This window comes from Achromobacter sp. GbtcB20, from assembly GCF_019091095.1.
GTDB classification, from domain to species: domain Bacteria; phylum Pseudomonadota; class Gammaproteobacteria; order Burkholderiales; family Burkholderiaceae_B; genus Achromobacter; species Achromobacter mucicolens.
Window position 1 is genome coordinate 101,846 of sequence record NZ_JAGXJZ010000010.1, and the last position, 26,476, is coordinate 128,321.

General features: G+C 68.2%; 27 protein-coding genes. 11 read left to right on the forward strand and 16 right to left on the reverse strand.

What is annotated here, in order from left to right:
• Nucleotides 1-25 precede the first annotated feature (25 nt).
• The 5 genes from KVT32_RS15000 to KVT32_RS15020 all read left to right on the forward strand — a co-directional run bounded on the left by KVT32_RS15000 (nucleotide 26) and on the right by KVT32_RS15020 (nucleotide 4,108).
• Nucleotides 26-847, forward strand: a complete 822-nt coding sequence (locus tag KVT32_RS15000; protein WP_175155374.1) for an ABC transporter substrate-binding protein — start codon at nucleotides 26-28, stop codon at nucleotides 845-847.
• A 122-nt stretch (nucleotides 848-969) separates the two neighbouring features.
• Nucleotides 970-1,659 carry an amino acid ABC transporter permease gene (locus KVT32_RS15005; protein ID WP_056317142.1) on the forward strand — a complete coding sequence of 230 codons (690 nt, stop codon included), beginning with the start codon at nucleotides 970-972 and terminating at the stop codon, nucleotides 1,657-1,659.
• Nucleotides 1,652-2,341, forward strand: a complete 690-nt coding sequence (locus tag KVT32_RS15010) for an amino acid ABC transporter permease (protein WP_056317143.1) — start codon at nucleotides 1,652-1,654, stop codon at nucleotides 2,339-2,341. Before KVT32_RS15005 ends, KVT32_RS15010 begins: the two co-directional genes overlap by 8 nt.
• A gap of 11 nt (nucleotides 2,342-2,352) precedes the next feature.
• On the forward strand, nucleotides 2,353-3,087 hold the full coding sequence (locus tag KVT32_RS15015) for an amino acid ABC transporter ATP-binding protein (protein WP_062841528.1): 735 nt from the start codon (nucleotides 2,353-2,355) through the stop codon (nucleotides 3,085-3,087).
• 25 nt (nucleotides 3,088-3,112) lie between these two features.
• Nucleotides 3,113-4,108: a LysR family transcriptional regulator gene (locus KVT32_RS15020; protein ID WP_056317151.1), complete on the forward strand. Its 996-nt coding sequence runs from the start codon at nucleotides 3,113-3,115 to the stop codon at nucleotides 4,106-4,108.
• 155 nt (nucleotides 4,109-4,263) lie between these two features.
• Here the strand turns inward: KVT32_RS15020 and KVT32_RS15025 are convergent, their stop codons facing one another.
• The 4 genes from KVT32_RS15025 to imuA all read right to left on the reverse strand — a co-directional run bounded on the left by KVT32_RS15025 (nucleotide 4,264) and on the right by imuA (nucleotide 10,113).
• Nucleotides 4,264-4,647 (reverse strand): I78 family peptidase inhibitor, encoded by a 384-nt coding sequence (locus KVT32_RS15025; protein ID WP_056317153.1) that lies wholly within the window; start codon nucleotides 4,645-4,647, stop codon nucleotides 4,264-4,266.
• A gap of 121 nt (nucleotides 4,648-4,768) precedes the next feature.
• Nucleotides 4,769-8,008, reverse strand: a complete 3,240-nt coding sequence (locus tag KVT32_RS15030; RefSeq protein ID WP_217618438.1) for an error-prone DNA polymerase — start codon at nucleotides 8,006-8,008, stop codon at nucleotides 4,769-4,771.
• 1 nt (nucleotide 8,009) lies between these two features.
• Nucleotides 8,010-9,479 carry a DNA polymerase Y family protein gene (locus KVT32_RS15035; protein ID WP_217618439.1) on the reverse strand — a complete coding sequence of 490 codons (1,470 nt, stop codon included), beginning with the start codon at nucleotides 9,477-9,479 and terminating at the stop codon, nucleotides 8,010-8,012.
• Nucleotides 9,409-10,113, reverse strand: coding sequence for a translesion DNA synthesis-associated protein ImuA (gene imuA / locus KVT32_RS15040; RefSeq protein WP_056317163.1), 705 nt, complete (start codon nucleotides 10,111-10,113; stop codon nucleotides 9,409-9,411). The genes KVT32_RS15035 and imuA overlap by 71 nt, the downstream gene beginning before the upstream one ends.
• 167 nt (nucleotides 10,114-10,280) lie before the next feature.
• Here imuA and ypfH point away from each other — a divergent pair, with 167 nt between their 5' ends.
• Both ypfH and KVT32_RS15050 read left to right on the forward strand, forming a co-directional pair.
• Nucleotides 10,281-10,985 (forward strand): esterase, encoded by a 705-nt coding sequence (gene ypfH, locus KVT32_RS15045; protein ID WP_217618440.1) that lies wholly within the window; start codon nucleotides 10,281-10,283, stop codon nucleotides 10,983-10,985.
• Nucleotides 10,985-11,767 carry an IclR family transcriptional regulator gene (locus tag KVT32_RS15050; RefSeq protein WP_056317168.1) on the forward strand — a complete coding sequence of 261 codons (783 nt, stop codon included), beginning with the start codon at nucleotides 10,985-10,987 and terminating at the stop codon, nucleotides 11,765-11,767. The genes ypfH and KVT32_RS15050 overlap by 1 nt, the downstream gene beginning before the upstream one ends.
• 36 nt (nucleotides 11,768-11,803) lie before the next feature.
• Here KVT32_RS15050 and KVT32_RS15055 read toward each other — a convergent pair whose 3' ends face one another.
• From KVT32_RS15055 to queE, 11 genes are all read right to left on the reverse strand, one after another.
• A complete protein-coding gene (locus tag KVT32_RS15055) occupies nucleotides 11,804-12,598 on the reverse strand; it encodes an SDR family NAD(P)-dependent oxidoreductase (RefSeq protein WP_062841522.1) in 795 nt (264 codons plus the stop codon).
• A gap of 1 nt (nucleotide 12,599) precedes the next feature.
• Nucleotides 12,600-13,577: a tripartite tricarboxylate transporter substrate binding protein gene (locus KVT32_RS15060; RefSeq protein WP_062841521.1), complete on the reverse strand. Its 978-nt coding sequence runs from the start codon at nucleotides 13,575-13,577 to the stop codon at nucleotides 12,600-12,602.
• Between the two features lie 60 nt (nucleotides 13,578-13,637).
• Complete coding sequence (locus tag KVT32_RS15065) at nucleotides 13,638-15,362, reverse strand: thiamine pyrophosphate-binding protein (protein WP_217618441.1); 1,725 nt, start codon at nucleotides 15,360-15,362, stop codon at nucleotides 13,638-13,640.
• Nucleotides 15,363-15,375: 13 nt separating this feature from the next.
• Complete coding sequence (locus KVT32_RS15070) at nucleotides 15,376-16,209, reverse strand: hypothetical protein (RefSeq protein ID WP_217618442.1); 834 nt, start codon at nucleotides 16,207-16,209, stop codon at nucleotides 15,376-15,378.
• Nucleotides 16,210-16,366: 157 nt separating this feature from the next.
• The gene (locus KVT32_RS15075) at nucleotides 16,367-17,788 is read right to left on the reverse strand and encodes an efflux transporter outer membrane subunit (RefSeq protein ID WP_217618443.1); all 1,422 of its coding nucleotides are present in this window, start codon (nucleotides 17,786-17,788) and stop codon (nucleotides 16,367-16,369) included.
• A 69-nt stretch (nucleotides 17,789-17,857) separates the two neighbouring features.
• Nucleotides 17,858-18,772 (reverse strand): HlyD family secretion protein, encoded by a 915-nt coding sequence (locus KVT32_RS15080; protein WP_128829468.1) that lies wholly within the window; start codon nucleotides 18,770-18,772, stop codon nucleotides 17,858-17,860.
• Nucleotides 18,773-18,774: 2 nt separating this feature from the next.
• Nucleotides 18,775-18,987 carry a DUF1656 domain-containing protein gene (locus KVT32_RS15085; RefSeq protein ID WP_025140452.1) on the reverse strand — a complete coding sequence of 71 codons (213 nt, stop codon included), beginning with the start codon at nucleotides 18,985-18,987 and terminating at the stop codon, nucleotides 18,775-18,777.
• Entirely contained in the window at nucleotides 18,984-21,035 is a 2,052-nt protein-coding gene (locus KVT32_RS15090; protein WP_217618444.1) for an FUSC family protein, read from the reverse strand. The genes KVT32_RS15085 and KVT32_RS15090 overlap by 4 nt, the downstream gene beginning before the upstream one ends.
• A complete protein-coding gene (locus tag KVT32_RS15095) occupies nucleotides 21,032-21,505 on the reverse strand; it encodes a MarR family winged helix-turn-helix transcriptional regulator (RefSeq protein WP_128829467.1) in 474 nt (157 codons plus the stop codon). Before KVT32_RS15095 ends, KVT32_RS15090 begins: the two co-directional genes overlap by 4 nt.
• Before the next feature lie 142 nt (nucleotides 21,506-21,647).
• Nucleotides 21,648-22,091, reverse strand: a complete 444-nt coding sequence (queD, locus tag KVT32_RS15100) for a 6-carboxytetrahydropterin synthase QueD (RefSeq protein ID WP_217618445.1) — start codon at nucleotides 22,089-22,091, stop codon at nucleotides 21,648-21,650.
• Between the two features lie 28 nt (nucleotides 22,092-22,119).
• Complete coding sequence (gene queE / locus KVT32_RS15105; RefSeq protein ID WP_056317195.1) at nucleotides 22,120-22,752, reverse strand: 7-carboxy-7-deazaguanine synthase; 633 nt, start codon at nucleotides 22,750-22,752, stop codon at nucleotides 22,120-22,122.
• 210 nt (nucleotides 22,753-22,962) lie between these two features.
• Here queE and arfB point away from each other — a divergent pair, with 210 nt between their 5' ends.
• The 4 genes from arfB to KVT32_RS15125 all read left to right on the forward strand — a co-directional run bounded on the left by arfB (nucleotide 22,963) and on the right by KVT32_RS15125 (nucleotide 25,604).
• Nucleotides 22,963-23,379: an alternative ribosome rescue aminoacyl-tRNA hydrolase ArfB gene (arfB, locus tag KVT32_RS15110; RefSeq protein ID WP_152384299.1), complete on the forward strand. Its 417-nt coding sequence runs from the start codon at nucleotides 22,963-22,965 to the stop codon at nucleotides 23,377-23,379.
• An 8-nt stretch (nucleotides 23,380-23,387) separates the two neighbouring features.
• Complete coding sequence (locus tag KVT32_RS15115) at nucleotides 23,388-24,080, forward strand: DUF2238 domain-containing protein (protein WP_217618446.1); 693 nt, start codon at nucleotides 23,388-23,390, stop codon at nucleotides 24,078-24,080.
• 69 nt (nucleotides 24,081-24,149) lie between these two features.
• On the forward strand, nucleotides 24,150-24,497 hold the full coding sequence (locus tag KVT32_RS15120) for a helix-turn-helix transcriptional regulator (protein WP_056317201.1): 348 nt from the start codon (nucleotides 24,150-24,152) through the stop codon (nucleotides 24,495-24,497).
• Nucleotides 24,498-24,548: 51 nt separating this feature from the next.
• The gene (locus tag KVT32_RS15125) at nucleotides 24,549-25,604 is read left to right on the forward strand and encodes an alkene reductase (RefSeq protein ID WP_217618447.1); all 1,056 of its coding nucleotides are present in this window, start codon (nucleotides 24,549-24,551) and stop codon (nucleotides 25,602-25,604) included.
• 3 nt (nucleotides 25,605-25,607) lie between these two features.
• Here the strand turns inward: KVT32_RS15125 and KVT32_RS15130 are convergent, their stop codons facing one another.
• Nucleotides 25,608-26,444 carry a CPBP family intramembrane glutamic endopeptidase gene (locus KVT32_RS15130; RefSeq protein ID WP_253853752.1) on the reverse strand — a complete coding sequence of 279 codons (837 nt, stop codon included), beginning with the start codon at nucleotides 26,442-26,444 and terminating at the stop codon, nucleotides 25,608-25,610.
• Nucleotides 26,445-26,476 lie beyond the last annotated feature (32 nt).

Consider the following 26,476-nt stretch of genomic DNA (forward strand, 5'->3'; position numbering starts at 1 on the left):
AACAACCAATCAAGGGGAATGAACCATGAAGCGTCACACTTTCTTTGCCGCCTGCCTGGGCCTGGCTACGCTGGCCGCGGGCGGAATCGCCCACGCCGACCAGCTTGACGACATCAAGGCGCGCGGCGAGCTGGTCTGCGGCACGTTGGGCACGTCGCAACCCTTCAGCTTCCAGGACGCCGCGACACGCCAACTGGTGGGCTATGACGTGGACGTTTGCAAGCTGGTCGCCGACAAGCTGGGCGTCAAGGTCAACTACAAGCTGCTGTCGGTGGCGGCGCGCGTGCCCGAGCTGAACGAAGGGCGCGTGGACATCCTGGCGGCCAACCTGGGCTATTCGCCCGACCGCGCCCAGCAGATCGCCTTCAGCCACTCGTACTACGTCAGCCCGCAAAAGCTGATGGTGCGCAAGGATTCGGGCCTGGATTCGATCGAGGCCCTGAACGGCCGCCGCATCGGCGCGACCAAGGGGTCCAGCTCCGAGCGCGAAATCAAGCGCATTCTGGACAAGTCGCAGGTGATTGGCTACGGCGACAGCTCGGCCACGTACCTCGCCCTGCAACAGAAGAAGGTCGACGCGCAGTTTGCCTCCGAGCTGGTGCTGGTGCGCCTGGTGCTGCAAAGCCCGCCGACCGCGCCGGTCAGCGTCATCCCGAAGGCGGTGTTCGATGAGCCCTGGGGCCTGGGCGTGCGCAAGTCCGAACCGCGTTTCCTGGAAACGGTGAACCAGGCGCTGGACGAGGCCGAAGCCTCCGGCGCGGCGGCCAAGCTGTTCGACAAGTGGTTTGGCCCCGAGACGCCGTACAAGCTGGAACGCAGCTTCAAGATCGGCCCGATTGCCGGCTGAGGCACGGACCCGGGCGTTTCCTTCGCCACTCCCGTCACGGCTTCGGCGCGTCCCGCAAGGCGGCGCGCGCGAAGCCGTGATGCTTGGCGCCGCGCGCCCGATCGCAGGAGATTGACAGGTTTATGAGCTTTCTAGACGCTTCCCAATACCAGCTGCTGCTCAGCGGCATGGCGGTCACCGTGCAGCTGTTTCTGGTTGCATGGGTCATGGCGTTCACCATCGCGGTGACGCTGGTGGTGGTGCGCGCCACCAATCTGGCGCCGTGCCGCTGGCTGGTCGACGCCTATGTGGAATACCACCGCAACGTGCCCCTGCTGGTGCAGGTGCTGTTCTGGTATTTCGGCATGCCCGAATTGCTGCCCGAAGGGTTCCGCATGTGGCTGTACGCGCACAACGCCGAAATGTCGCTGGCGGCGATCGCGCTGGCGCTGGGGTCGGCCGCCTATATCGCCGAAGACATCCGCAGCGGCCTGCGCGCCATTCCGGGCACGCAGTTCGAGGCCGCCCGCGCGCTGGGCGCCAGCTATCTGCAATGCATGCGCTTCGTGATCGTGCCGCAGGCGCTGCGCATCTCCATTCCGCCGCTGGTCGGGCGCGCGCTGCTGCTGTTCAAGAACACCAGCGTGGCCATGGCGATCGGCGTGATGGAGCTGACCTACCAGGCGCGGGAAATCGAAAACGAGACCTACCGCACCTTCGCCACCTTCGGCGCGGCGACGATCATGTACCTGCTGGGATCGTTCCTGATCATGGCTTTCGGATCGCGCATCTACGCCCGTTATCGTCTGAACCGCGGAGGCCACGGTGCTTGATCTGCTGATGCAATACTGGCCCACGCTGCTCGTGGGCCAATACCCCAACGGTCCGCTGGGCGGACTGGCGCTCACCCTGATCCTGGCCGCGCTCGGCCTGGCGATGTCCTTGCCGCTGGCGCTGTTGATCGCGCTGGCGCGTGTCAGTCCCTATGGCTGGCTGCGCACGGCCAGCAAGGCCCTGGTCAATGTGGTGCGCGGCATGCCGCTGCTCATGCTGATCTTCTGGGCTTACTTCGTCGTGCCCAAGATCACCGGGCAGGTGGTCAGCGGCTTCTGGACGCTGATCTTTGCGCTGGTGGTCTATGAAAGCGCCTACCTGTCCGAGGTGATCCGGTCCGGCATCGAGGCGGTGCCGCGCGGGCAGATCGAAGCCTCGCGCTCGCTGGGCGTGGGCTACTGGACGACGATGCGCAAGGTGGTGCTGCCGCAGGCGCTGTTCAACGTGCTGCCCAGCATGACCAGCCAGTTCGTGTCCACCATCAAGGAAACGTCGCTGGGCTATGTCATCAGCGTCAATGAACTGACTTTTGCCGCCAACCAGGTCAACAACCTCGTGCTGACGCAGCCGCTGCAGGTGTTCGGCATTCTGGCCATCATCTACTTCTTGGTGTGCTTCAGCCTGAGCCGCGGCTTGAGCTGGCTGGACCTGCGCATCCGCCGTTCGCGGGCCATGGCTTAAAGGAACAAAACATGATCAATCTCGAAAAAGTGAACAAGTGGTACGGCGAGCATCATGTGCTCAAGGACGTGGACCTGTCGGTGGCGCGCGGCGAAGTGCTGGTGGTCTGCGGCCCGTCGGGGTCGGGCAAGTCGACCATGATCCGCACGATCAACCGGCTGGAGCCCATCGAGAAGGGCCGCATCCTGATCGATGGCCAGGACATCTACCAGAAGGGCGCGAACCTGAACGCCCTGCGCCAGAAGATCGGCTTCGTGTTTCAGCAGTTCAACCTGTTTCCGCACATGAGCGTGCTGGAGAACGTGATCTTCGCGCCGGTGAACATCCGCAAGCAGCCTCGCAAGCAGGCCGTGGAGCTGGCGCGCAGCCTGCTCGATCGCGTGGGGCTGGCGCACAAGATCGACGCCTATCCCGGATCGCTGTCGGGTGGTCAGCAGCAGCGGGTGGCGATTGCGCGCGCGCTGGCCCTGCAGCCGCCGGTCATGCTGTTCGATGAGCCGACCAGCGCGCTCGACCCGGAGATGGTGGGCGAGGTGCTGCAGGTGATGAAGGGGCTGGCCAAGGACGGCATGACGATGGTGTGCGTGACGCACGAAATGGGCTTTGCGCGCGACGTCTGCGACCGCGTGGTGTTCATGGACGCGGGCGAGATCCTGGAGATGGACACGCCCGAGCGCTTTTTCAGCGCGCCTGCGCATCCGCGCGCGCAGCGCTTCCTGGCGGACATCCTGCATCCGCGGGGATGATCCGGGCCGAGCGGCCTCGGTGGTAATGTTGGGGGTTTCCATGCGCTTTTCTTCGACCGCGGCGATGTACACCCTCAAACAGCTGGAGGCCTTTTATTGGAGTTCCGAACTGGGCAGCTTCAGCGCGTCGTCGCGCAAGCTGCACACCACCCAATCGGCCGTGGCCAAGCGGGTGGGCGAACTCGAGGCCTTTGCGGGCGCGCCCCTGTTCGAGCGGCGGGCCAAGAAACTCCTGATGACCCCGCAGGGCCGCAAGCTCTTTGAGCTGGCAAGCCAGATGCTGGAGCTGAACAGCCGGATCGTCCAGAACATGGCCGATCCGGCCAGCTTTGAAGGCGTGGTGCGGCTGGGCGTGACGGAACTGGTCGGCATGACCTGGCTGGCCGGGCTGATCAAGCAGATCAGCCAGCGCTACCCGCGCGTGCAGCTGATGCCCGAGATCGACGGCGGCATCACCCTGTATGAGCGGCTGGAGCAGGACGAACTGGACCTGGCGATCATGCCGGGTCCGTTCTGGGGTTACCAGTACGATTGCACGCATCTGGGCGCGGTCACCAATGTGTGGATGGCCAGCCCGGCGCTGGACATCGATGTCGCCGCCGCGCTGACGCCGCAGGACCTGGCGCCGTACCCCGTCATTTCGCAGCCCACCAATTCGGCGTTATCGCATCTGTATGACGCGTGGTTCGCCGAGCAGGGAATGCCCGTCAAGCGGGTGCTGACGTGCAACAGTCTGGGCATGATGGCCCAGCTGACGATGCTGGGATTGGGGATCAGCTATCTGCCGGGCGCCTACTTTGCGCCGCTGGTGGCGCGCGGGGCGCTGTGCCAGCTGAATGTGCAGCCGGACCTGCCGACCATCAACTACTACGCGGTGCACAAAAAGAACATCGTCAACCCGGTCGTGTCCCGGGTGATCGACATTGCGCGCGAGGAATGCGCCTTCGAGGTGGCGGGGGCGTTCCTGCCGCATGTGCCGCCGGCGGCGCGGCCGCTCGGGGTGGGTGAAAAGGGCGAGTGAAAAGCGCGAGTGGAAAGGGCGGGTTGGCCGATCGGGACCTGGCCGGGGATTGATTGGCAAGGCCAGCGACCGGTGCGGCCGCTGGCCTTGCGCTTGTCTTGGTGCGGCGCCCGGTCCTGCCGCTGAGGCGGCCGGACGCGGGCCGGCTGGCGCCGTCAACCGCAGCGGATTGCCGTCATCACGTCCTTGTCGTCCACGATGAGGTTCAGGCGGGTGTTGTTGTATTCCATGGTGACCACCTGGCCCGGGCGCAGCATGCGCGCGGTGGCGCTGCCGCTGCGCGTGCGCATGTCTTCCATGACGGAGGGCGTGGCTTTCTGGCCGATCAGCGATTGCAGCGCGCCCGCGTCGCAGCTCTTGCCGCTGGTGCTGCCGGGCATGGACGAGGATGAACCGTAGGAAGCGCCAGCGCCGGTGCTCGAGGAAGAGGACGCGCTCGAGGAGCTGGATGCCGGCGCGCTGGATGTGCGCGAACCGCCAGTATTGGCGCACGCAGCCAGGCTGGCAACCAGCAGGAAGGGGATCAGCTTGCGGATCATGTAGGACTCCTTACAACGAGCGGACAAAAACCCATGATAGACCAGCGGCGATGTGCTGTGGTCAAGGCGCGGCGGCCCCTGTGCAACCGGGCAACAGCGGCAGGCGGCTGGCCGCGCAGCTTTAGTGGAAATCGCGGCTTTGCGCCGCCAGTCCGCCAAGCAGGTCGGACATATCCACCAGCCGCTGCGCGATCAGGTGGCGCACGCCGTCCACGCTTTGCCAGGCGCCAAAGACCCCCAGCAGGGTGGCGCCCAGCAGTTCGCGGCGCTGGCGTTCGATGAGGTCGGGGCGGACCACCACGTTGACCGGGCCGGTCTCGTCTTCGAGGGTCACGAAGATGACGCCCTTGGAGGTCTGGGGGCGCTGGCGCACGGTGACGATGCCGCAGGCCCGGGCGACGCGTTTGTTGGGATAGCCGTTCAGCACCGAGGCGGGCTGGAAATTGCGGGCGGCCAGTTGCGGGCGCAGCAGCGACACGGGATGGCTGTGCAGCGTCAGGCCCACGCTGCGGTAGTCGGCGGCCACGGTCTGGCTTTCGGATGGGGCGGACAGTTGCGGGGCCTGGGCGTCCACGATCTCGGCGTCGCGCAGCAGGTCGCGGCTTTGCACGCTGGCGGCGGCCTCCCAGCTGGCCTGGCGCCGGTGGCCGGCCAGGGTGCGCAGCGCGTCGCCCGCGGCCAGCGCATTCAGGTCGTGGCGGTTGAGCCCGGCGCGGCGGGCCAAGTCGGCGGTGTTGGCAAAGGGGGCCTCGGCCCGCGCCGCTTCGATGCGGCGGGCAGTGTCCTCGCGCATGCCCTGCAGCAGGCTGAGGCCCAGCCGCACGGCGGGACGGGGCTCGGCGGCGGGCGGCGCGTGGTGATGCGCGCGCCGCCGGGCGCCGGGATGGCCGCCGGGCAGTGTTTCCAGCACGGAATCCCAGCCGCTCACGGTGACATCTGCGGGCAGCACGCACACGCCGTGGCGGCGCGCGTCCTGCACCAGCTGCGCGGGTGCATAGAACCCCATGGGCTGGGAATTGAGCAGGGCGGCCAGGAAGGCCTCGGGTTCGTGGCGCTTGAGCCAGGAACTGGCATATGCCAGCAGCGCGAAACTGGCCGCATGGCTTTCCGGGAAACCATATTCGCCAAACCCTTCCACCTGACGGAACAAGGCTTCGGCGAAGTCCAGCGTGTAGCCGTGCGCCAGCAGCCCGCCCACCAGCTTGACGCGGAACTTGTCCACGCCGCCCTTGCGCCGCCAGGCCGCCATCGACCGGCGCAGCTGGTCGGCTTCGCCCGGCGAGAAACCGGCGGCCACCACGGCGATCTGCATGACCTGTTCCTGGAAGATGGGCACGCCCATGGTGCGGCTGAGCACGCCGCGCACTTTTTCGCTGGGGTAGGTTTCGTCTTCCTTGCCCTGGCGGCGCCGCAGGTAGGGATGGACCATGCCGCCCTGGATCGGGCCCGGGCGCACGATGGCCACCTGCACCACCAGGTCGTAGTATTCGCGCGGCCGCAGGCGCGGCAGCATGGTCATCTGCGCGCGCGATTCGATCTGGAAGACGCCGATGGTGTCGGCATCGCAGATCATGTCGTAGGTGGGCACGTCGCCTTCCGGGATGTCCTGCAAGGCCAGCGGCTGGCCGCGGCGCTGGCTGGCCAGTTCGAGTGTGCGGCGCAATGCCGACAGCATGCCCAGCGCCAGCACGTCCACCTTCAGCAGCTTCAGGGCATCCAGGTCGTCCTTGTCCCATTGCACGACGCTGCGGTCTTGCATGGCGGCGTTTTCAATGGGCACCAGGCGCGAGAGCTTGCCGCGTGAAATGACAAAACCGCCCGGATGCTGCGACAGATGGCGCGGAAAGCCCATCATGGTCTGCGCCAGCGACGCCCACTGGCGGGCCACCTGGGATTCGGGGTCCAGGCCGCACGCGCCCAGCGTGCGCAGCATTTCCTTCTTGCCGTCCCACCACTGGTGGGCGCGGGCCACGGCGTCGATGACGCCCGGGTCCACGCCCAGCGCACGCCCCGTGTCGCGCAGCACGCTGCGCGGCCGGTACGAGATGACCACCGCGGTCAGGGCCGCCCGTTCGCGGCCGTATTTGTCGTAGATGTACTGGATGACTTCTTCGCGGCGCTGGTGTTCGAAGTCGACGTCGATGTCGGGCGGTTCGTTGCGTTCCTTGCTGATGAAGCGTTCGAACAGGTTGTTGCCGCGCTGCGGGTCCACGGCGGTGATGCCCAGGCAATAGCACACGGCGGAGTTGGCAGCCGAGCCCCGGCCCTGGCACAGGATGCCGGCGTTGCGGGCGAACTGCACGATGTCGTAGACGGTCAGGAAATAGGCCTCGTAGTTGAGGTCCGAGATGAGTTCCAGTTCCTTGTCGATCTGCGCCATGATGCCGTCGGGAACGCCCCGCGGAAAACGCCGGGCGGCGCCGGCCAGCGCTTCCTGGCGCAGGTAGCTGGCCGGCGTGTGGCCGGGCGGCACGATCTCGTCGGGGTATTCGTAATGCAGTTCGTCCAGTGAAAACGTGCAGCGGCGGGCCACGGCCAGGGTCTGCGCCAGCGCGTCGGGCGGGTACAGACTGGCCAGGCGCATGCGGCTGCGCAGGTGTTGTTCGGCATTGCCGGACAGCGCGTAGCCGCATTGCGACACCTGCTGGCGGGTGCGGATGCCGGTCAGCGTGTCGTGCAGCGGCTTGCGCGAACGGACATGCATCTGCACCTGGCCGACCGCCACGATCGGCAGTTGCGAGGCCTGGGCCGCGTGCTCGACGGCGGCGCGGTGCAGGTCGTCGCGCGACTGGTGCAGCAAGGTCAGCCCCACCCACGCCCGCCCCGGAAAGACGCGCGCCAGCCAGCGCGCCTGGTCGGCCATGCGGTCGGCGTCGGTGCCGTAGGCGGGCGTCAGGATGGCCAGGCATTCCGGCAGGTTGCGCAGGTGCGCGTACCCGGCGGGCGGATCGGCAATGTCTTGCGGCGCCAGCCGGTATTCGCCCTTGGGCGCCCGGGTGCGGCCCAGCGTGATGAATTCGGACAGGTTGCCGTAGCCCTCGCGGGTCTGCGCCAGCAGGGTCAGGCCCAGCGGCGCGGCGTCGGGCGCGGCGCGCAGCTGGAACGTGGCGCCGATGATGAGCGGCAGCTTGAGGGTCTTGGCCTCGGTATGGGCGCGCACCACGCCGGCCAGCGAGCATTCGTCGGTCAGGGCGAGCGCGGCGTAGCCCAGTTCGGCCGCGCGGGCGGTCAGTTCCTCGGGGTGCGAGGCGCCTTGCAGGAAGGAAAAATTGGACTGGCATTGCAGCTCGGCATAGCCGGGCAACTGGGCCAGGGTCTCAGCCGGGCCCAGCGGATCGGGGGCGTCGTCGTCCATGCGCATGTCAGGCGTACAGTCCGTGCAGGAACCAGCGCGCGTCCTCGGCGTCGCGTTCGCGGTAGATCCAGTAGCGCGCGCCGGCCGCGTCTTCGGCGACGAAGTAATCGCGCACGGTCAGGGCCGGGTCCCACCACCCGCTTTCGATGCGCTCGGGGCCGCGCATCAGCCGCAGCGCCTGGCCGCCGTAGTGGGGGCGATGGCCGGACAGCTTCAGGGGCTGCGGGGTTTCCAGCAGCCAGAACGGCCGGTCGAGCAGCGGCGGCAGGGGGGCGGGACGTTCTGGCGCGGCCAGCGCGTCGGTCCATGCGTTGGCGGCCTCGGGACGGTGGTCGGGGGTGGGCCGGGCATGACGCACCCGGTCGCGGCCCAGCCGCGCCACCAGCAGGTCCAGGAGCCGCGCGTGGTCGGCGGCGGTGCCGCCCGGCTCGGGGAACAGGGTGGTGCTGGCGGCGGGTTGCTCGACGGTGTCGGGCGCGTGCAGCGCCACCGCGATGACGGGGGCTTCCAGCGTGAAGTGGTTCAGTTTTTCGCGCAGCAGATGCAGAAGCTGCGAGGCCTGCCAGATGGGCTGGGCCAGCGCGACCTCCAGTTCGGTCGGCGGGCGGGCGTGGCGGCCGCGTTCGTGATCCATGCTGAGCACCACGCGCCGCACGGCCAGTTGCCGGGCGGTCAGCCAGCCGCCCAGCTGCTCGGCCAGGCGTCCCGCCACCGCCAGCACGGCGTCGGTGTGTTCCACATAGTCCATGAGCTCGATCCGCCGCGAAAACTGGTTGGGCGGTTCGAGCCAGCGGTAGAGTTCGGGCGTCTGGCCGTAGGCGGCGTCCAGCGCTTGCAGCAGATCGGGCGCGCTGCGCCGCTGCAGGCCCGCGCGGGGCAGGGCGCGCAGGTGCGCCAGCGTGTGGCAGCCGATGTCGTCCAGCCAGTTGCGGCGGCCTTGCGCCTGGGGCAGCAGCGACAGGGGCAGGGCATCGAGCCGCCGCGCCAGGGTGGGCAGCTTGAGCGTGCGGCGGGGCACGCCCCGGCCGGCGCGCCGCGCCAGCAGCCAGGCGCCCGTGGCCGTGGGCGCCATGCCCAGCGACACCCGCAGATCCAGCGCGCGCAGCGTGGCGGCCACCCGCCGGCTCAGCGCCCGCGGTCCGCGAAAGAACATCAGGCTGGCGCCCACATTCAGCAGCACGGTGTCGCCGTCGGCCAGCGCGATTTCGGGGGTGTACTGCAAGAGGGCCAGCGCCGCGCCCTGCAAGGCGTCGGCTTCAGCCTGCGGCTGGCGGGGCAGCAGTTCCACGCCAGGCGCGATGGCCGCCGCGCCCGCGCGGCGCATGCCGGGCGTCACGCCGGCCTGGCGGGCGGCGGGCGTCAGGGCGGCCACACGTTCCTGGTCCAGAACGGCGAACGCCTGCTGTTCATGCGGCCAGTGCGGGCGTATGGCGTCCAGCGGCAGGCAGCGCAGGTATGCGGCGATCCAGAGGCGCATGGCGGGGAGAAGAGGGGGTAAGGGCGCCGGGCTCCAGGCCCACGTACAGCGGGGTGTCGCAGACAGGCCCCCGGCGCTTCAGTATGTGTACGGACAGGCCGCCCGGCGCGGGCGCCAGCGCTAGCCGCAAGGCGGCGGGCGTGGCGCTTTGGGCGGCGCGGGACGGGCGCACGGCGATGAACAGCAGGTCGCTGGCCTGGGCCGCCAGGTGCAGGCGGCGCAGGGATTCCGGGCGCACGTGGGGCAGCCAGCAGATCAGCGCGCCGCAACTGGCGTTCTTCAGGATCTGTTCGCTGGCCCACAGCGCATCCACCGGTTTTTCCGGCGCCACCCACAGCAGTTGCCGGGGATCCAGCCGCCAGCTCATCCAGCTGGCGATGTGCGGAACATGGGGAGGCTGCACCAGGGCAATGGGCCGACGGGTTTCCAGTTGGGCCAGCGCGGGACGCAGCAGGCGGATTTCTCCGATGCCGGGATGGGGCGTCAGCAGTTCGACGAGCGATCCCAGCGGCCAGCCGTTATCCGGCAGTTCGGCCGATAGCGCCGCATGCCCGGTTGGCAGGGTGCGTGCGGCGCCTTTGGCCAACTGCGTGGCGCGCCACAACGCGGGATGGATACGTTCGGGGGACTGCATGGCAAAAGCGCCCGGTGTTCAATACCTGGATAAATATACAGTATTGTACCGGGCTTTGCGCCAGCAGGACGTATCGAAAAGTGGCCCGGGACGGCCAGGCGCGGCGCATTTTACAATCCCGCAATCGGGGCGCATTCCACGGTCCCAGCCCAGCACGGAGCAGTTTCATGGCGTCTTCCAGTTCTATCGAATTCCTTCCCGATCCGGGCGTCGACGTGCGCCAGCTCTTCATCCTGCTGCACGGCGTGGGCGGATCGCCCGCCAACCTGGAGCCCCTGGCCCAGGCGGTACGCGCGGCCTTTCCGAGCGCGGCGGTGCTGATCCCCGAAGGCTTCGAGCCCTTCGATGGCGGCGGCGCCGGCCGGCAGTGGTTCTCGGTGCGCGGCGTTACCGACGACAACCGCGTCGACCGCGTGGCCCAGGCCCTGCCGCGCCTGGAAGCCTACGTGCACGATGCGCAGGCCCGTTTCGGCCTGCTGCAGTCCGACACCGCGCTGGCCGGCTTTTCGCAGGGCGCCATCATGGCGCTGGAGCTGGTGCAGGCCCACGACGGCATGGCCGGACGCGTGATCGCGTTTTCGGGCCGCTACGCGCAACTGCCCAAAAGCGCCCCGCAGTACACCACCATCCATCTGCTGCACGGCGCCGACGATCCGGTCATGAGCGTGTCGCAGGCCCAGGCAGCCCAGGCCCGCCTGGCCGAACTGCACGGCGATTCCACCATCGACATCGCCACCCACGTCGGCCACGAACTGCATCCCGCCCTGATCCAGCGCGCCATCGTGCGCCTGCAGACCTGCGTGCCGCTGCGCAGTTGGGAAGCGGCGCTGGGGCTGAACCAGACGCCGCCGGACGGGGCGACGGTGCATTGATGGCGCCCCGCGCGAGCGACGCCGTCGGCGGCGCGCAAAGCATTTTCCGCGTGTTGCGCATCCTCAAGTACGTCGGGGCGGCCCCGGCGCGTGGCGTGGGCCTGACGGACGTGGTGCGCGATGTCGGCCTGACGCCGCCCACCGCGCATCGCATGCTCACGGCGCTGCTGCAGGAAGGCTTCCTGTCGCTCAATCCGCGCCTGAAGACCTACAGCCTTGGCCGCGAGTCCTACATCCTGGGGCTGGCGGCCGAAAGCCGGCACGGCATCAAGGCCATCGCCGAATCGGCCGTGCTGAGGCTGGCGCAGTCCACGGGCGACACCAGCTTCCTGTCGGTGCGCTCCGGGCACGAAGCGGTCTGCGTGGACCGCAAGACGGGCGACTTTCCCATCAAGATCCTGACGCTGGAAGTCGGCCACCGCCGCCCGTTGGGCGTTGGCGCGGGCAGCCTGGCCTTGCTGGCGTTCCTGCCCAATGACGATATCGAACGCGTGCTGGCGCGCTACGACGCCAGCGCGGCGCCCGACCTGCCATCGACCGACATGCTGCGCGAGGACATCGCCGCCGCGCGCCGGAACGGCTATGCGTTGAACCCGGGCCGCATCATTCCGGACATGCTGGGCGTGGGGGTGCCGGTGCTCGACCGCGAGCAGCACGTGGTGGCGGCGCTGAGCGTGGCAGCCATCCGGTCGCGCCTGTCCGGCGCGCGCCTGGCCGACGTGGTGGCTGCGCTGCAGCGCGCGGCGGCGGAATTGTCGGCGGACCTGGCCCCGCGCGTCTGATCGCGTCCCGGCCAGTCCGGTCCCGCCGGCTTTGCGCTAGCGTCCCGCGCAGGCCTTGCCGCCATCGACCGGCAGGCACACGCCGGTGATGTACTTGGCCTCGTCGCTTGCCAGAAACAGCGCGGCATGGGCCACGTCCCAGGCGTCGCCCATCCGCCCCATGGGGCTGGCGGCATTGCGCCGCCGCCGCATTTCCTCGACGTCATCGAACTGGCCCGCGATCTGTTTGTAGATCAACGGGGTGTCGATGACGCCGGGCAGCACCGCATTCACGCGGATATTGTCCGGCGCGTAACGCACGGCCAATGACCGCGTCAGGTGGTTCAACCCGGCCTTGGCGGCGTAGTAAGAGGTGTACGGATAGGAATTCACCTGGATCGAGGCCAGCGACGAGATGTTGACGATGCTGCCCGCGCCCTGCGCCAGCATGGCGGGCAGCACATGCTTGCAGGTCAGGAACACGCCGGTCAGGTTGGTGTCCAGCACGCGATGCCAGCTCTCCTCGGTGGCCTCGATGGGATCGCCCATTTCCGTGATGCCCACGTTGTTGTGCAGCACGTCGATGCGCCCGGCGGCCGCCAGCACGGCGGCGACCGCCGCCTGGATCTGCCCGGAATCGGTCACGTCGGCGGTCAATGCCTGGCAGCGCCCGCCTTCGGCTTCGATGATGCCGCAGGTTTCGCGGGCGGCCTCCGGCCGCAGGTCCACGGCGAATACCCACGCGCCTTCGCGTGCGTATAGGGCCGCCGCGGCCTTGCCGTTGCCCCATCCCGGCCCGGACGAGCCCGCGCCAAACACCAGCGCCACCTTGTCTTTCAGCCGCTGACCCATGTCATTCCGCCGAGATGTGCGCAAAGTCGGCGACCTTCTTCCACTTGGCCACGTCGCCCTGGATCATCGCGGCAAATGCCTCGGGCTTGTCGGCGACCACATACGCGCCCACGCCCGCGTACTTGGCCTGCACGTCCTTGTCCGCCAGCGCCTTGCGGGATGCGTCGTTCAGCTTGGCCAGCACGTCCTTGGGCAGGCCCGCGGGCGCCAGCAGGCCATTCCACATTTCCGCGTCGTAGTCCGGCAGACCCACTTCCGCGAACGTGGGCACGTCCGGCAACTGCGGCAGGCGAGACTTGGCGGCCACCACGATCGGGCGCAGGTTGCCCGACTGGATGTGCGCCATCGATGACGCGGCCGTATCCCACAGGATGGGCACCTGGCCGGCGATGACGTCATTGAGCGCGGGACCCGTGCCGCGATACGGCACGTGCATCATGTCCAGGCCCGACAGCGACTTGTAATACTCCATCGCCATGTGGGTGGCGCCGCCGTTGCCGGACGAGGCGTACGAATACTTGCCCGGGGCGCCCTTGATCAGGGCGGTGAACGACGCATAGTCCTTGGCCGGGAAGTTCTTGTTCACGACGATCACGCCAGGCACGCGGATGATCTGCGTGACCGGCGTGAAGTCCTTCACCGCGTCGTAGGGCAGGTTCTTGTACACGGCAGGGTTGGTGCCGTTGGTGCTGGACGTGCCCAGCAGCAGCGTGTAGCCGTCCGGGGCGGCCGAGGCCACGGCGCGGCTGCCCACGGTGCCGCCCGCGCCGCCGCGGTTCTCCACCACGACCGGCTGGCCGATCTGCTTGGCCAGCGCTTCGGCAAAGATGCGTCCGACCACGTCCGAGGTGCCGCCCGGCGGGAAGGGCACGATCAGGCGGATGGGACGGTCGGGGTAGGTGGCCTGCGCCGCGGCGGCGCCCGCCAGCGACAGGGTTGCCGCGGCGGCCGCGAGCTTGATCCAGGTTCTGCGCTTCATGAGGTTTGTCTCCTTGCTTGATATTGTTTTGTGTGTCGAACCGGGCGATGCGCGCCGCCCTCAGGCGATGCGGTCGCCCGGCTTGATCTTGGCCGCCCGGCTGTCCACGCCCGGCAGCATGTGCGCGGGGTCGCGCGTGACCACCACGTCAAGAATGGTGGGACGGTCCTTGCAGGCGTAGGCCTGCGCCAGCGCGGCGGGCAACTCCGCGGGATCCTCGACGCGGATGCCATTGCAGCCCAGCGCACGCGTCACGTTGGCGTAGTTCGTGTCCACCAGATCCGACGACTGGTAGCTGCCCGCGCCATACATCAGGTGCTGCAACGCCTTGATGTAACCCGACGCGGCGTTATTGACCACCACGAGCGTGAAGGCGAGCTTCATGCGCACCGCGGTTTCCAGTTCGCCCAGCGACATATTGCAGCCGCCGTCGCCGGTCAGGCTGACTACCTGGCGGCCGGGGGCCGCCGCGGCCGCGCCGATCGCGCCCGGGATGCCGTAGCCAATGGACGCAAAGCCGCGGTCGGGCACAAACCCGCGGCCGGCGCGCTTGGTGTCGAACAGCAACCCGCCCCAATGCGCGGCAAAGCCGCCGTCGGCCACCAGGATGCCGTCTTCGGGCAGCGAGGCATTGATCTCGTGCATCAGCCGCGCCATGCCGACGGGGCGGTCGCCGGAAGTCAGCTTTGCGTTGACCGATTCGCGCCACGCGTGCATGGCCTGGCCCACCTCGTCCACGTAGTCCTGGCGGGCAGGCGCGCCGTGGGCGGCCAGGCGCGCGTCCAGGTCCTCCAGCGTGGCACGCACGTCGCCCCACAGGCGCAGGGCGGGAGTGGTGGTGCGGTCGAATTCCTCGGCCACGATATCCAGATGGATGATCGGCGCGCCCGCAGCCAGCAGGTCGTAGCGGCGGGTTGCCACTTCGCCCAGCTTGCAGCCGACGACAAAGAGGCAGTCGGATTTGGCGATCAGGTCGTTGGCAATGCGGCTGTAGCGGCCGAAAAGCCCCGCGTTCAGCGGATCGCTGCAGGCGATCGCGCCCTTGCCGCTCATGGTGTGGGCGACGGGAATGCCGAATTTGCGTGCGAAGGCCTGGACGGTATCGGCGGCATCGCTGATGTGCACGCCGCCGCCGCACAGCATCAGCGGGCGGGAGGCCCCCGCGAGCATGCTTGCCGCTTGGGCCACGTCGTCAGCCGACGGACGGCAGCGCAGGGCGGGCGAGCGCCGGTAGTTGGGGCTGGAATAAAAGTCGTCGGCATCGAACGCATGGACCGCGTGCGCGATGTCTTCGGGCACGTCCAGCACCACGGGCCCCGGACGGCCGCTGGTGGCCACGGCAAACGCGCGCCGCACCAGCTCGGGAATGCGCTCGATCATCTCCACGCGCAGCACGTCTTTCACGACTGGGCGCAGCACCTCCAGCTGCCGGGCCTCCTGCGTCATGTTCTTCCACGAGTGCATCCGGTGCGAGTCGCCGACCAGCGCGACCAGCGCCGTGCCGGCGTTGTAGGCTTCGGCCAGTCCGGTCACCAGGTTGGTCGCGCCAGGACCCAGGGTCGCGTCGCACACGCCCGGGCGGCCGCTGACCTTGGTGTAGGCGTCGGCCGCGAACACCGCGCAGCGCTCGTCGTTGATCAGGTTGTGATTCAGGTTCAGGCGGCGCGCGGCGTCATAGAAGGGCAGGAGCTGGAAGCCGCCCATGCCGAACATCAGGCCGACCTCGTGCGCGGCAAACATGCGGGCGAGGGCTTCGCCTCCGGTGATTTCCAGTTTTTCCGACATGCGGGTAAGGCTCCTAGTGGGTGTCGCGCCCGGCAAGCAGGGCGTCGATAAAGGTTTTGAGCGGTGTGCCGACGCGGCAGCCCAGCTCGCGGGCGCGGGCGTTGGCCGAAGAGATGGTCCCTTCCTCGTAGCAGGACCGGGCGTCGCCGATGCGCGCGGTGTGCGCCGAGACGGTCAATGCGGCGATGCCGCGCTGCTGCAGCAGGGGCAGGCGTCCGATGCCGGCGCTGTCCTTGCCCATGCCCGCGTCGTTGAAGGTGACCAGGCGCGGGGAGGCCCGGACGCCATCGGACTGCAGGCCGGCCAGCCGTTCTCCGTGAGAGGCGGTGACGGCGATGAGGCCGTCGTCTTGCGCATCCACGAGCGACACGGAATCGGCGCCCAAGACGAGCGGGGCGCCGTCCGGGCCGGCCTTGATGACGATGCGGGATTCCTTGATGGCGGTGGGGCGGCCGGCGTTTGGCTGGGCGTGCGCGAGCCGCGCAGCGGCTTCGGAGACGGTCATGCCCGGCTCGCAGCCCAGGTCCTGGGCAAGCGCATTCACAAAGCTGATGACGCCGTGGCGCGCCATGTCTGCGCCATCGCCGATGCGGCAGCTGCGGTAGCTGGCGGTGGCGGCGGGCACGCCCCAACGTTGCAGGTCGTCCAGGCCCGCAATGCCGGCGCGCTGCCAGCCCACGCCGGCGTCGTTCAGCACGACGGCGCGCACCTCGCCCCGTGCCGCGCAATAGGCGGCATAGCTGCCGCCATGCGACCCGGCAATCACGACGCGCCCGGCGTCCTCCCGCGTCAGCTTGGTGATGCTGTCCAGCACCCGCGCATCCCGGATACCTTCCGGATATTCCATATTATGAATTGTCCCCGTCCTACAGCGGTGGCTCCGTCGGGGCGGGCTGCGCTGTCGAATCGTTTGATGTTGTTATCGCGTTCGGGACGATTCTAGGGGCGCGGGTTTTATGGAATCAATGCGATCCCCATAATATGGAATTGATTTTGCGGCCGGCTTAGGGCTCCCAGCCTCCGCCCAGCGCCAGAAACACCGCGATCTGGTCGTTGGAGAGTTCCGCCTGCGACGCCGCCAGCGCGCTTTCATTGCTGGCCAGCGTGCGCTCGGCGTCCAGCACGGTCAGGTAGTCCGTCTTGCCGTACTGGAACAGGCGCCGCGCCTGCGAAGCCGCTTCCGCGCTCTGGTCGCGGGCCGCGCGAAGGGCGGTGTCGCGGTCCAGTTGGCGGGCGTAGACGACCAGCGCGCTTTCGGTTTCGCGCAAGGCATTGAGCACGGTCGCGTCAAAGCGGGCGGCGGCGGCCTTGGTGTTGGCTTGGGCCTCGGCGATGCGCGCTTGCGCGGCGCCCGTGTTGGGCACCGTCCAGGAGATCAGCGGGCCCACGCTCCAGCTGAAAGTGCCGCGGTCGCCAAACATGGCGGCCGGACCACCCGATGCGGCGGACAGGCCCAGCGTGATCTTGGGATAAAGGTCGGCCGTGGCGACCCCGATGCGGGCCGTGGAGGCGGCCAGGGTGCGTTCCGCCTGGCGGATGTCGGGACGGCGGCGCAGCAGCTGCGCGCCATCGCCCACCGGGATGGTTTCGGTCAGCTTGGGCGCGCTGGCGCATTGCAGTAGCGTGGGCGAGATCTCGCCGGGCGTCTGGCCGGTCAGCGCCGCCAGGCGATACAGGGCCGTGCGCTGCTGGGCCTGGAACGGCGGCAGGTTGGCCTGCAATTGTTCAAGCTGGCTGCGCGCCCGCGTGACGTCCAGCGTGGTGCCCCGGCCGGCACGCTGCAGGCGGCTGACGGCGTCGACCGATTCGCGCTGCACCTGCACGGAATGCTGCGCCGAGGCCAGCTGCATGCCCGCCGCGCACAGGTTGGCGTAGGCGCGCGCGGTCTCGGCCGCAACCGTGACGCGCGTGGCGTCGTACGCGGCTTGCGCGGCCTGCGCGTCGTCAGTAGAGGCTTCCACGGCGCGGCGGATCTGGCCGAACAGGTCCAGTTGATACGACACGCTGGCGCCGGTGGAGTAGGACCAGCGGTTGGGCGGATCGATGCCGGGCTGAAGCTCCTGCAAACCGGAGACGTGGCCGAACGTGGGCGAGGCATTCACGCCGATCGTTGGCTGCTGCTGGGCCTTCGTTTCCTGCACCGCGGCCTGGGCGCGTTCAAGGTTGGCGCTGGCCACGCGCAAGTCGGTGTTTGCGGCCAGGGCTTTTTCGACCAGGCCGTCCAGCACCGGGTCGTTGTACAGACGCCACCAGTGGCCAGGGACCGCCTCTTGCCGGTACACGTCTTCCTGCGCTTGCACGAAGGAGGATTGCGCGCTCGGCCGCTGGGACACGGCCTCGCGCGGCACCTGGTAGTCGGGGCCCACGGCGGCGCATCCGGCCAGCGCGAGGGCCAGCGTCAGCGGAAGGAGAAATCTGGTTTTCATGGCAGGTACGGCTTGGCGTCGATAAGGGATTCAAGGGTTTTCGGAAAGCAGGGCGGTGCGGGCCGCTCCTCAGGAAGCGTGAGGCGCGGCGGCCGCGGCCTGGGGCGGGCGGTCGTCGACCGAGACGGTGGCGGTCTGGCCGGCGACCAGCCGCACGCCCTCGGGCACGTCGTCGATCTTCACGCGCACCGGAATGCGCTGCGCGAGGCGGACCCAATTGAAGGTCGGGTTCACGTTGGGAAGCAGGTTCGCGCCGGTGCTGCGGTCGCGGTCCGCGATCCCCATGGCGATGCTTTCCACATGGCCGCGAATGTGGCGCGATTCGCCCATCAGCGTCACGGTGACGGGGTCGCCTTCGTGGATGCCGGGCAGCTTGGTTTCCTCGAAGTAGCCCTCGACGTAGAACGACCCGGCGTCCACCAGCGCCATCACGCCGTGGCCGGCCGTGGCGTACGAACCGGCGCGCAGGTCCAGGTTGGTGATGCGGCCATCGCTGGCAGCCACGACGCGGCTACGTGCGAGGTTCAGGCGGGCAGTGTTCAGTTGCACCTGCGCCTGGGCGAGCGCGGCTTCGGTCTGCTGCACCTTGGTCTGGCTTTGTTCGACGGCTTCGGCCGCAACCAGCTGGCCCAGCGAGCGGTTGCGCTTGGCGTCGCGCAGCGCCTGGTCGTGCGCCACCTGCTGCGAACGCACGGAGGCCTGGGCCTGATCGTACGCCAGCTGGAAGCGGGCGCGGTCGATCTCGAACAGCAGGTCGCCGGCCTTCACGTCCTGGTTGTCGTGCACGGGCACGCTTGTCACCAGGCCGGACACGTCGGGCGCCACCTGCACCACATAGGCCTTGACGCGGCCATCGCGCGTCCAGGGCTCGACTTCATAGTGATCCCAAAGCTGCCAGCCGGCGTAAGCGGCGGCGGCGACGACAACGGCCGTCACTGCGAACTTGCCGATAGCAGCAGGGCGAAGGGCATTGGGGAGTTTCATACCTATCTCTGAAGAAAATAAGGGGAAATGAGGGAGACGCCGTACAGCAGCACCACGAAGAGCGCCAGATCAAAGAGCGCGGGGTGCCACACCAGGCGATACAGCCCGGCGCGCGCCAGCACGCGCCGCACCGCCCAGGCCACGCCCAGGGTGACGACGCCCAGCACGAGCAGCCAGGGGAAGTAAATGCCGTAGAGATTGAATTCGCCGATCATGATGCGTGGCCCTCCAGCGTGGGATGGGCGGGTTGGAAGTCGGGCGCGTCGGGAAAGAAGGCGCGGCGGATGCCGACCAGCGCCACCACGGCTCGGTCGCGCGCGTGGGGCCCCTGCGGCGTGGCAGCCACGCTGCATAGCGCGCGGTCGATCTGCGCCAGGAACTCGGTTGACTTGTCTTGCGTGCGCCCCGACGAACGCAGCCGGAAGAACTGCGCCAGGCTGTCGAGCACCGGCTGGATCGTGGATTCGGCCATCGGCAGATGGCGGCGCGCCCGCTGCAGTTCGGTGATGTCGCGGCCCACGCGCAAGTCCTTTAGCGCATCGGCGGCCACGAGGTCGTCGGGCCGCTTGGCCAGCGCCAGGCGCGGCTGCAACAGGCCGATGCGGTCCAGCATGCGGGCGGCATAGGTGTGGCGCGACGGCGCGCGGGGCGCGCTGGCCAGCGTCGCCAGCTCTTTCCAGTTGGCGGCCTGGATGCGGCGCGCACTCCAGTCGGCGCTGACCGTGCGGAAGATGGCGGCGATGATCGCGGCGGTGGCCACGCCGATGCACTGCGCGACCTGCGTGTCGATGAAGGACACGACGTCGGCCGTGTTGGTGTCTTGCAGCGCCATCGTGCCCAGAAATCCGAACAGCATGGCCATGGCCTTGCCGGTGCTGGCCGGGCGGGCAATGAAGACGCCCAGCACGAACGCGGTCGGCAGCATGGACAGCGCCAGCATCTCGAAGGAATGAATGGCCGGCATGATGCCCAGCAGATACAGCGCCGACAGCGGAATCGAATACACCGTGTAGGTCAGGAACTGCATGATGCCGGGCACGGGATTGTCCTGCGAGGCGAAAAAGCAGCTGAAGATCGCGGCCATCAGCGCGGCGGTGGCGCCGTTGCTCCATGCCGTGCCGATCCAGAAAAGGCAGCACACGGAAATGGCCAGGCCGGCGGCCAGCGCCGACAGCAGCGCCATGCCGTGGTCGCGATGCAGCGCGGCATTGGGGTCGCGGGCCGTGCGCGGGGTGCGCACCGGCGCGCCCTGCAACCCCGCGCGGATGTCGCGGCGCAGGGCCAGGCATTCGTCGTACGTGTCAATCAACTCGCGCAGGCGGGTCATCAGGCTGGCCAGCAGCGCGTCGCGCCAGGTGGAGCGGCTGTCGATCCCGGGCGTCAGCCGGGTGACCGCGGCGCGCAGTTGGACGGCGGTCTCGTGCGAGGCCTGGGCGCCGGCATTGATCCATTCCGAAATATCGGCCAGCAGCGCCTGCACCGGTTCTGGCAGCGTTTGGCCGTCTGCCTGCAAGGCGCGCATGCGGTCTTCGACGGCGGACACGGCCGGCGTCAACGCCGCGATCTGGTCCTGCATGGCGCGCACGGCGCCCGCGGTCCAGCGCAGGTTGCTGGTGTCAAAGGGGACGTGGGTGGACAGCAGGCGCAATTGCGTGATGTCGTTGGCCAGCACGCGGCGGTCCTTGTCACGCTGTTCGGCAGTCTTGCCGCTCAGCGTGTCATGCATCCAGTTGCGGGCATCGCGCACGGCCTTGTCCAGTTGCAGCGTCAGCGCGGGCGCCAGGCCGCGGGGCAGGACGATGCTGTGGATCAGCGTGGCGCACACGATGCCCAGGCTGATTTCCTCGACGCGGGCGAGGGCCGTGTCAAAGACCAGGGACGGGTCGGTGACGCTGGGAAAGCCGATCATGGCGGCGGTGTAGCCGGCCAGCATGAACAGATAAGACCGCGGCGTGCGGTCCAGCACCGACATGTACAGGCAGGCGCCCACCCACAGCACCATCGCGCCGGTCATGACGACGGGCGAGTTCGACAGGCGCGGCACCATGTAGACGGTGGCCGCCGACCCGGCGAAGGTGCCGATCAGGCGGTACAGGGCCTTGGAACGCACCGCGCCGGACCACGGCTGGGCCACGACATAGGCGGTGGTCATCGCCCAGAACGGACGCGGCAAACCAATGCTGTAAGCCAGATAGAGCGCCATGATGGCGCTCAGGTAGCTCTTGAGCGAGAAGAGGGTTTCGCGGACGTTCGGCAGTTTCATGGCCGCGCGTCCTCTTGCGCGCCGGCGCCGCTGCGGCCCAGCGACACCTTCAAGGCGTCGAAGACGCGCAGGCAGGCCTGCAGATCCGATTCGCTGACACCCTGGAAGACGCGGCGGCGCAGTTCGACCAGCACCTCTTCGACCTGCGCGCGCAGCGCATGGCCGGCGTCGGTCAGATGCAGGGTGCGTGCGCGGCGGTCGTGGGGATCTTCGCGGCGTTCCATCAGGCCGGCGGCCACCAGCTGGTCCAGCACGCGCACGAGTGAGGGGCCTTCAACGCCCAAAGCTTCGGCCAGCGCGCCTTGGCGAACCCCGTCGCCAAGTCGGCCGGCCAGGATGACGGGCCACGCGGTTGCCTGGGAGAGTCCGTAGTCGGCAAGCGCCTTGTCGGCAGCGCCGCGATAGGCGCGCGACAGCACCATCAGGTTGGCGGTGGTGGCCATGAGCTGGGAGTCGGAAGGAGTAAGCATGGAATCGATTGTATCCTATCTATTAGCTTACTAATGATTGAAAATGGCGACTCTCTCGATAGATTTTCTCAATTGGGAAAATAGCGGGGCGGTTTTCCGTGAGTGGAAAACTGGGGGTGGCACCCGTCCACCCCCTCAGGGATCAACCGTTGCAGTCGGCCCAGCAGTTCGGCGTTTCGTACAGACGCACGCGCGTCAGGCGCAGTTCAGCGCCGTAGTGGCCGTGGTAATGCGGCGCCAGCGTTTCAAACACGATGGTGGCCAGGTTTTCGGCCGTGGGGATGCGGTCCAGCACGACGGTCTTATGCCCGGGCAGCGTGCCCAGGAAGCCGCGCACGGCGGTGTCGCCTTCGAAGACCAGGAACGCGTGATCCCAGACGTCCACGATGTGGGTCTTGGCGATGTGCTTGATCTCGGAGAAGTCCATGACCATGCCGTTGTCGGACTCGCCGGGCGCCTGCACCACGTCGCCCGTCAGGGTGATTTCCAGCACATAGCGGTGGCCGTGCAGGTTGCGGCACTGGCTGCGGTGGTCGGGAATGCGGTGGCCGGCGTCGAACTCGAGCCTGCGGGTCACGGAAATCATCGTGCGCTCCGCGAGGCGTGGGGGTAAATCATGGAATGCCTATGTATTTGTGGGTTTGCAGGCTGAGCCGCCATTGCGGATGCTGCATACAGTACTGGACGGCCTGCTCGGTGTTGGCTGCGCGCGCCGGACCGTCCATGGGTTGCAGGAAAAAGTGTTCGAAATCCAGGTGCGCGAAAGCGTCGGGCAGGGCGTTCAGTTGCGGGTAGACCAGCTTGAGCTCGTTGCCGCGTTCGACCACGACCGGGGCCGTGCCCTTGGGGCTGACGCAGATCCAGTCCACGCCGGCGGGCGGCTTGATGGTGCCGTTGGTTTCGATGGCGACGGTGAACCCGCGGGCGTGAATGGCGTCCAGCAGCGGCGTGTCCAGTTGAAGCAGCGGTTCGCCGCCCGTGAAGACCACGTAGCGGTTGTCGGCCCCGGGGCCCCAGGCCGCGGCGATGGCGTCGGCCAGCAGATCCGCCGTGGCGAATTTGCCGCCGCCGTCGCCGTCGGTGCCGATGAAGTCGGTGTCGCAGAAGGTGCAGGCGGCGCTGGCGCGGTCGCTTTCGCGGCCGGACCACAGATTACAGCCCGCGAACCGGCAAAATACCGCCGCGCGGCCTGCATGGGCGCCTTCGCCTTGCAAGGTCTTGAAGATTTCTTTGGCGGAGTAAGTCATGGGGGATGCGGGCGGCTGACCGCCCCGGATTCGAGCAAAAGCGCATCATTTTACTTGGCGCGGCCGATATCCGCCGAAAGACCCTGCGCCACGCGGGTTCGCCGCCGTTGGCAGGCGGGTGCGCCGCGCCCGGAAAATCGCGGGATCCGCATGCGCGCCGTTCTCCGTGCCTGCTGCGCGAAGCCTGCCGGCCCTGTAGACTTGCCGCCTATGTTTCACGTCCAAGACTCGCTATTCATCGACGAGCGCGACCTGACTTTCACCATGATCCGCGCGCAGGGCGCCGGCGGGCAGAACGTCAACAAGGTCTCCAGCGCCGTCCACCTGCGCTTCGATGTGCGCGCTTCCCGCCTGCCACCCGAGGTGCAGGATGCCGTGTGCGCGCTGAACGACCACCGCATCTCCAAGGAAGGCGTGATCGTCATCAAATCGCAGTCGTTCCGCAGCCAGGAAAAGAACCGCGCCGAGGCCATCGAGCGCCTGGTGGGCATGGTGCGGTCGGCCATCCGGGTGGACAAGCCGCGCCGCGCCACCAAGCCGACGCGCGCCTCGCAGCGCCGGCGCGTGCAGCGCAAGGTGCTGCACGGCGAGGTCAAGCGGCTGCGCGGCCGGGTGCAGGGCGATTAGAGGCCGCCATGGTCGACGCACGCCGCCGTTACCTGCTCACCCTTGCCGGGGTGTTTGCCGTCATCTGGGCGGCGCTGGCCATCGATCCGCACGACCGCTCGGCCTGGGCGCTGGAAAATGCGCTGGTGCTGGGCCTGGGCATCGTGCTTTTTGCCACGCGGCACGCGTTCGTGTTCTCGCGCGTGTCGTACACATTGATCTTCCTGTTTCTGTGCCTGCATACCATCGGGGCGCACTATACGTATTCCCTGGTCCCGTACGACGAGTGGTGGCGTGCCTTGACCGGGCGTACGCTCAACAGCCTCTTGGGCTGGGAGCGCAACAACTTCGACCGCGTCGTGCATTTCTCGTATGGCCTGCTGCTGGCCTACCCGATCCGCGAGATCTTCCTGCGCGTGGCCGAGGTGCGCGGGTTCTGGGCGTACTTCCTGCCGATGGACGTCACGCTGTCGACCTCGGCCCTGTACGAACTGATCGAGTGGGGCGCTGCCGAGTTCTTTGGCGGCGACCTGGGCGCGGCGTATCTGGGGACGCAGGGCGATATCTGGGATGCGCAGAAGGACATGGCGCTGGCGGCGCTGGGCGCGGTCATCGCCATGGCCGTGACGGCGCTGATCAACTGGCGGGCGCGCCGAGATGTCGCCCGCGACTGGGCGGACAGCCTGAAGCCCGACAGACGGCGGATAGCCGAAAATCCTTGAAGTCCATAGGGGCATGACGATATATCGCTTAAACCCGATATATGATTCGATAAATTGCGATATACCAATATGACCGCAACTTCCTCACGCACCGAGCAGGACGCCACGCAACCCGCGATCGACGCAGACGCCATTCTCAAGGCTCTCGCCAATCCGGTCCGCCGCGACATCCTGACCTGGCTGAAGACGCCGCACGCCCATTTCGAGGAGCGCCCGGGCCACACCTTTGAACACGGGGTGTGCGCGGGCCATATCGATGATCGCTGCGGCCTGTCCCAGTCGACGGTGTCGTCGCATCTGGCCGTGCTGCAGCGCGCCGGCCTGATTTCAGCGACCAAGGTGGGGCAGTGGGTCTTTTTTCGTCGCAATGAACCCGTGATTGCCGCGTTTCTGCGGCAGTTGAACCAGGATATGTAGCCCGTCTGCCATACCCGCAAGCGCCCCATTGCCGGGACGAAAGGATGTTTCATGAACCCGTTGTTTGAACCGCTGAAAGTCGGCGACCTGACGCTGCGCAACCGCGTCGTGATGGCGCCGCTGACCCGTCAGCGCGCCAGCGCCGGCCGCGTGCCGAATGACCTGATGGTCGAGTACTACACCCAGCGCGCCGGGGCCGGCATGATCCTCACGGAAGCCACCGCGGTCACGCCGCAGGGCGTCGGCTACGCGGATACCCCGGGGCTGTGGTCGCCCGAACAGGTCAAGGGCTGGCGCAAGGTGACGTCCGCGGTGCATGACAAGGGCAGCGTGATCGTCGCGCAGCTTTGGCACGTGGGGCGCATTTCCGACCCGATGTTCCTCGATGGCGAGCTGCCGGTCGCACCCAGCGCCATCGCGGCCAAGGGCCACGTCAGCCATGTCCGCCCCAAGCGCGCCTACGTGACGCCGCGCGCCCTGGAAACCGCGGAGATCCCCGGCGTGGTCGAGGCTTACCGCCACGGCGCGCAGATGGCGATGGAAGCCGGTTTCGATGGCGTCGAAGTGCATGCCGCCAACGGCTACCTGCTGGACCAGTTCCTGCAGGACAGCACCAACCATCGCACGGACCAGTACGGCGGCTCCGTCGAAAACCGCGCGCGACTGCTGCTCGACGTGGTCGACGCCTGCGTGGCGGTCTGGGGCGCGGGTCGCGTCGGCGTGCATCTGTCGCCGCGCGCGGACGCCCACGACATGGGCGATTCGGATCTGCCCGGCCTGTTTGGCTATGTGGCGCGCGAACTGGGCAAGCGCGGCATCGCCTTCCTGTGTGCCCGCGAACACGAAGGTCCCGACAGCCTGGCGCCGATGATGAAGGCCGAGTTCGGCGGCGTGTTCATCGCCAACGAAGGCTACACGCGCGAAACCGCCGAGGCGGCCGTGGCCGCCGGCCGTGCCGACGCCGTGGCGTTTGGCGTGCCGTACATCGCCACGCCCGATCTGGCCGAGCGTCTGCAGCAAAATGCGCCGCTCAACACGCCGAACCCGGCCACGTTCTACGCGTCCGGCCCGGAAGGCTATACCGACTACCCGGCAATGGCGGCCTGACGTTCAAAGCGCGGCGCGCATCGGATAGGTAAACCATCCGAAGTGCGCCGCGTTCAGGCCCAGATGCGCCAGCACGGCGGCCGCCAGGCCGCCGTAGCGGTAGGCCACGCCGTATCCCACCCCCGCTAGCGCCGCCAGCAGCATCCACTGCCAGCCTCCGGCGTAGTGCGCCAGCCCGAACAGCGCGGCCGCCACGGCCAGCGCCGCCCAGGCGCCCCACGGATGATGACGCCACCATTGCGTCAGACGCTCCTGCACATATCCTCGAAACAGCGCCTCTTCGGCCAGCGTGACGAGCAGGGCGTTGTTCAGCAGCCAGATCCAGCCGGACGCGGGCCACTTGGGCGCCCATCCCACCACGCCCAACGCCAGCGCCAAGCCCAGGCAGGCCGTCACTGCGCCCGCGCACGCCAGCAACGCCGCCTGCAAGGTCAGCCGCGCATGCGCCGCCGCCATCGGCGGGGCCAGCACCAGCACCACCCAGAACCCCACAAGCGGCTTGTCCAGGTTCAGGTACATGCCGAACGGCACGGCGTCCGGACTGAGCGGCGCGGGCGCAATGACGCGCAGGTTGTGAAAACCGGGCAACAGATGGGCAAAGAGCAGCACGGCCACGACCACGAAGAGCGCATGACCGGCCGCGCGCGATGCCGGCCCCCCGCCGGCGCGCACCAGCGCGGCCGCAGCAAGCAGCAGTGCCGGACCCGCGAGCGCCACGGGATCCGCGACGCCGTCGGCCAATGCCCAAGCCCACGCCACCGCCAAGGGGGCTAGCGCCCAGCGGCGCGTGCCAGGCGGCCACAAGAGGGCGGCGGCCAGGAACAGGGCAAACCACGGCATGACGTGCGGCATCGGCGGGTGGGAGGCTATCG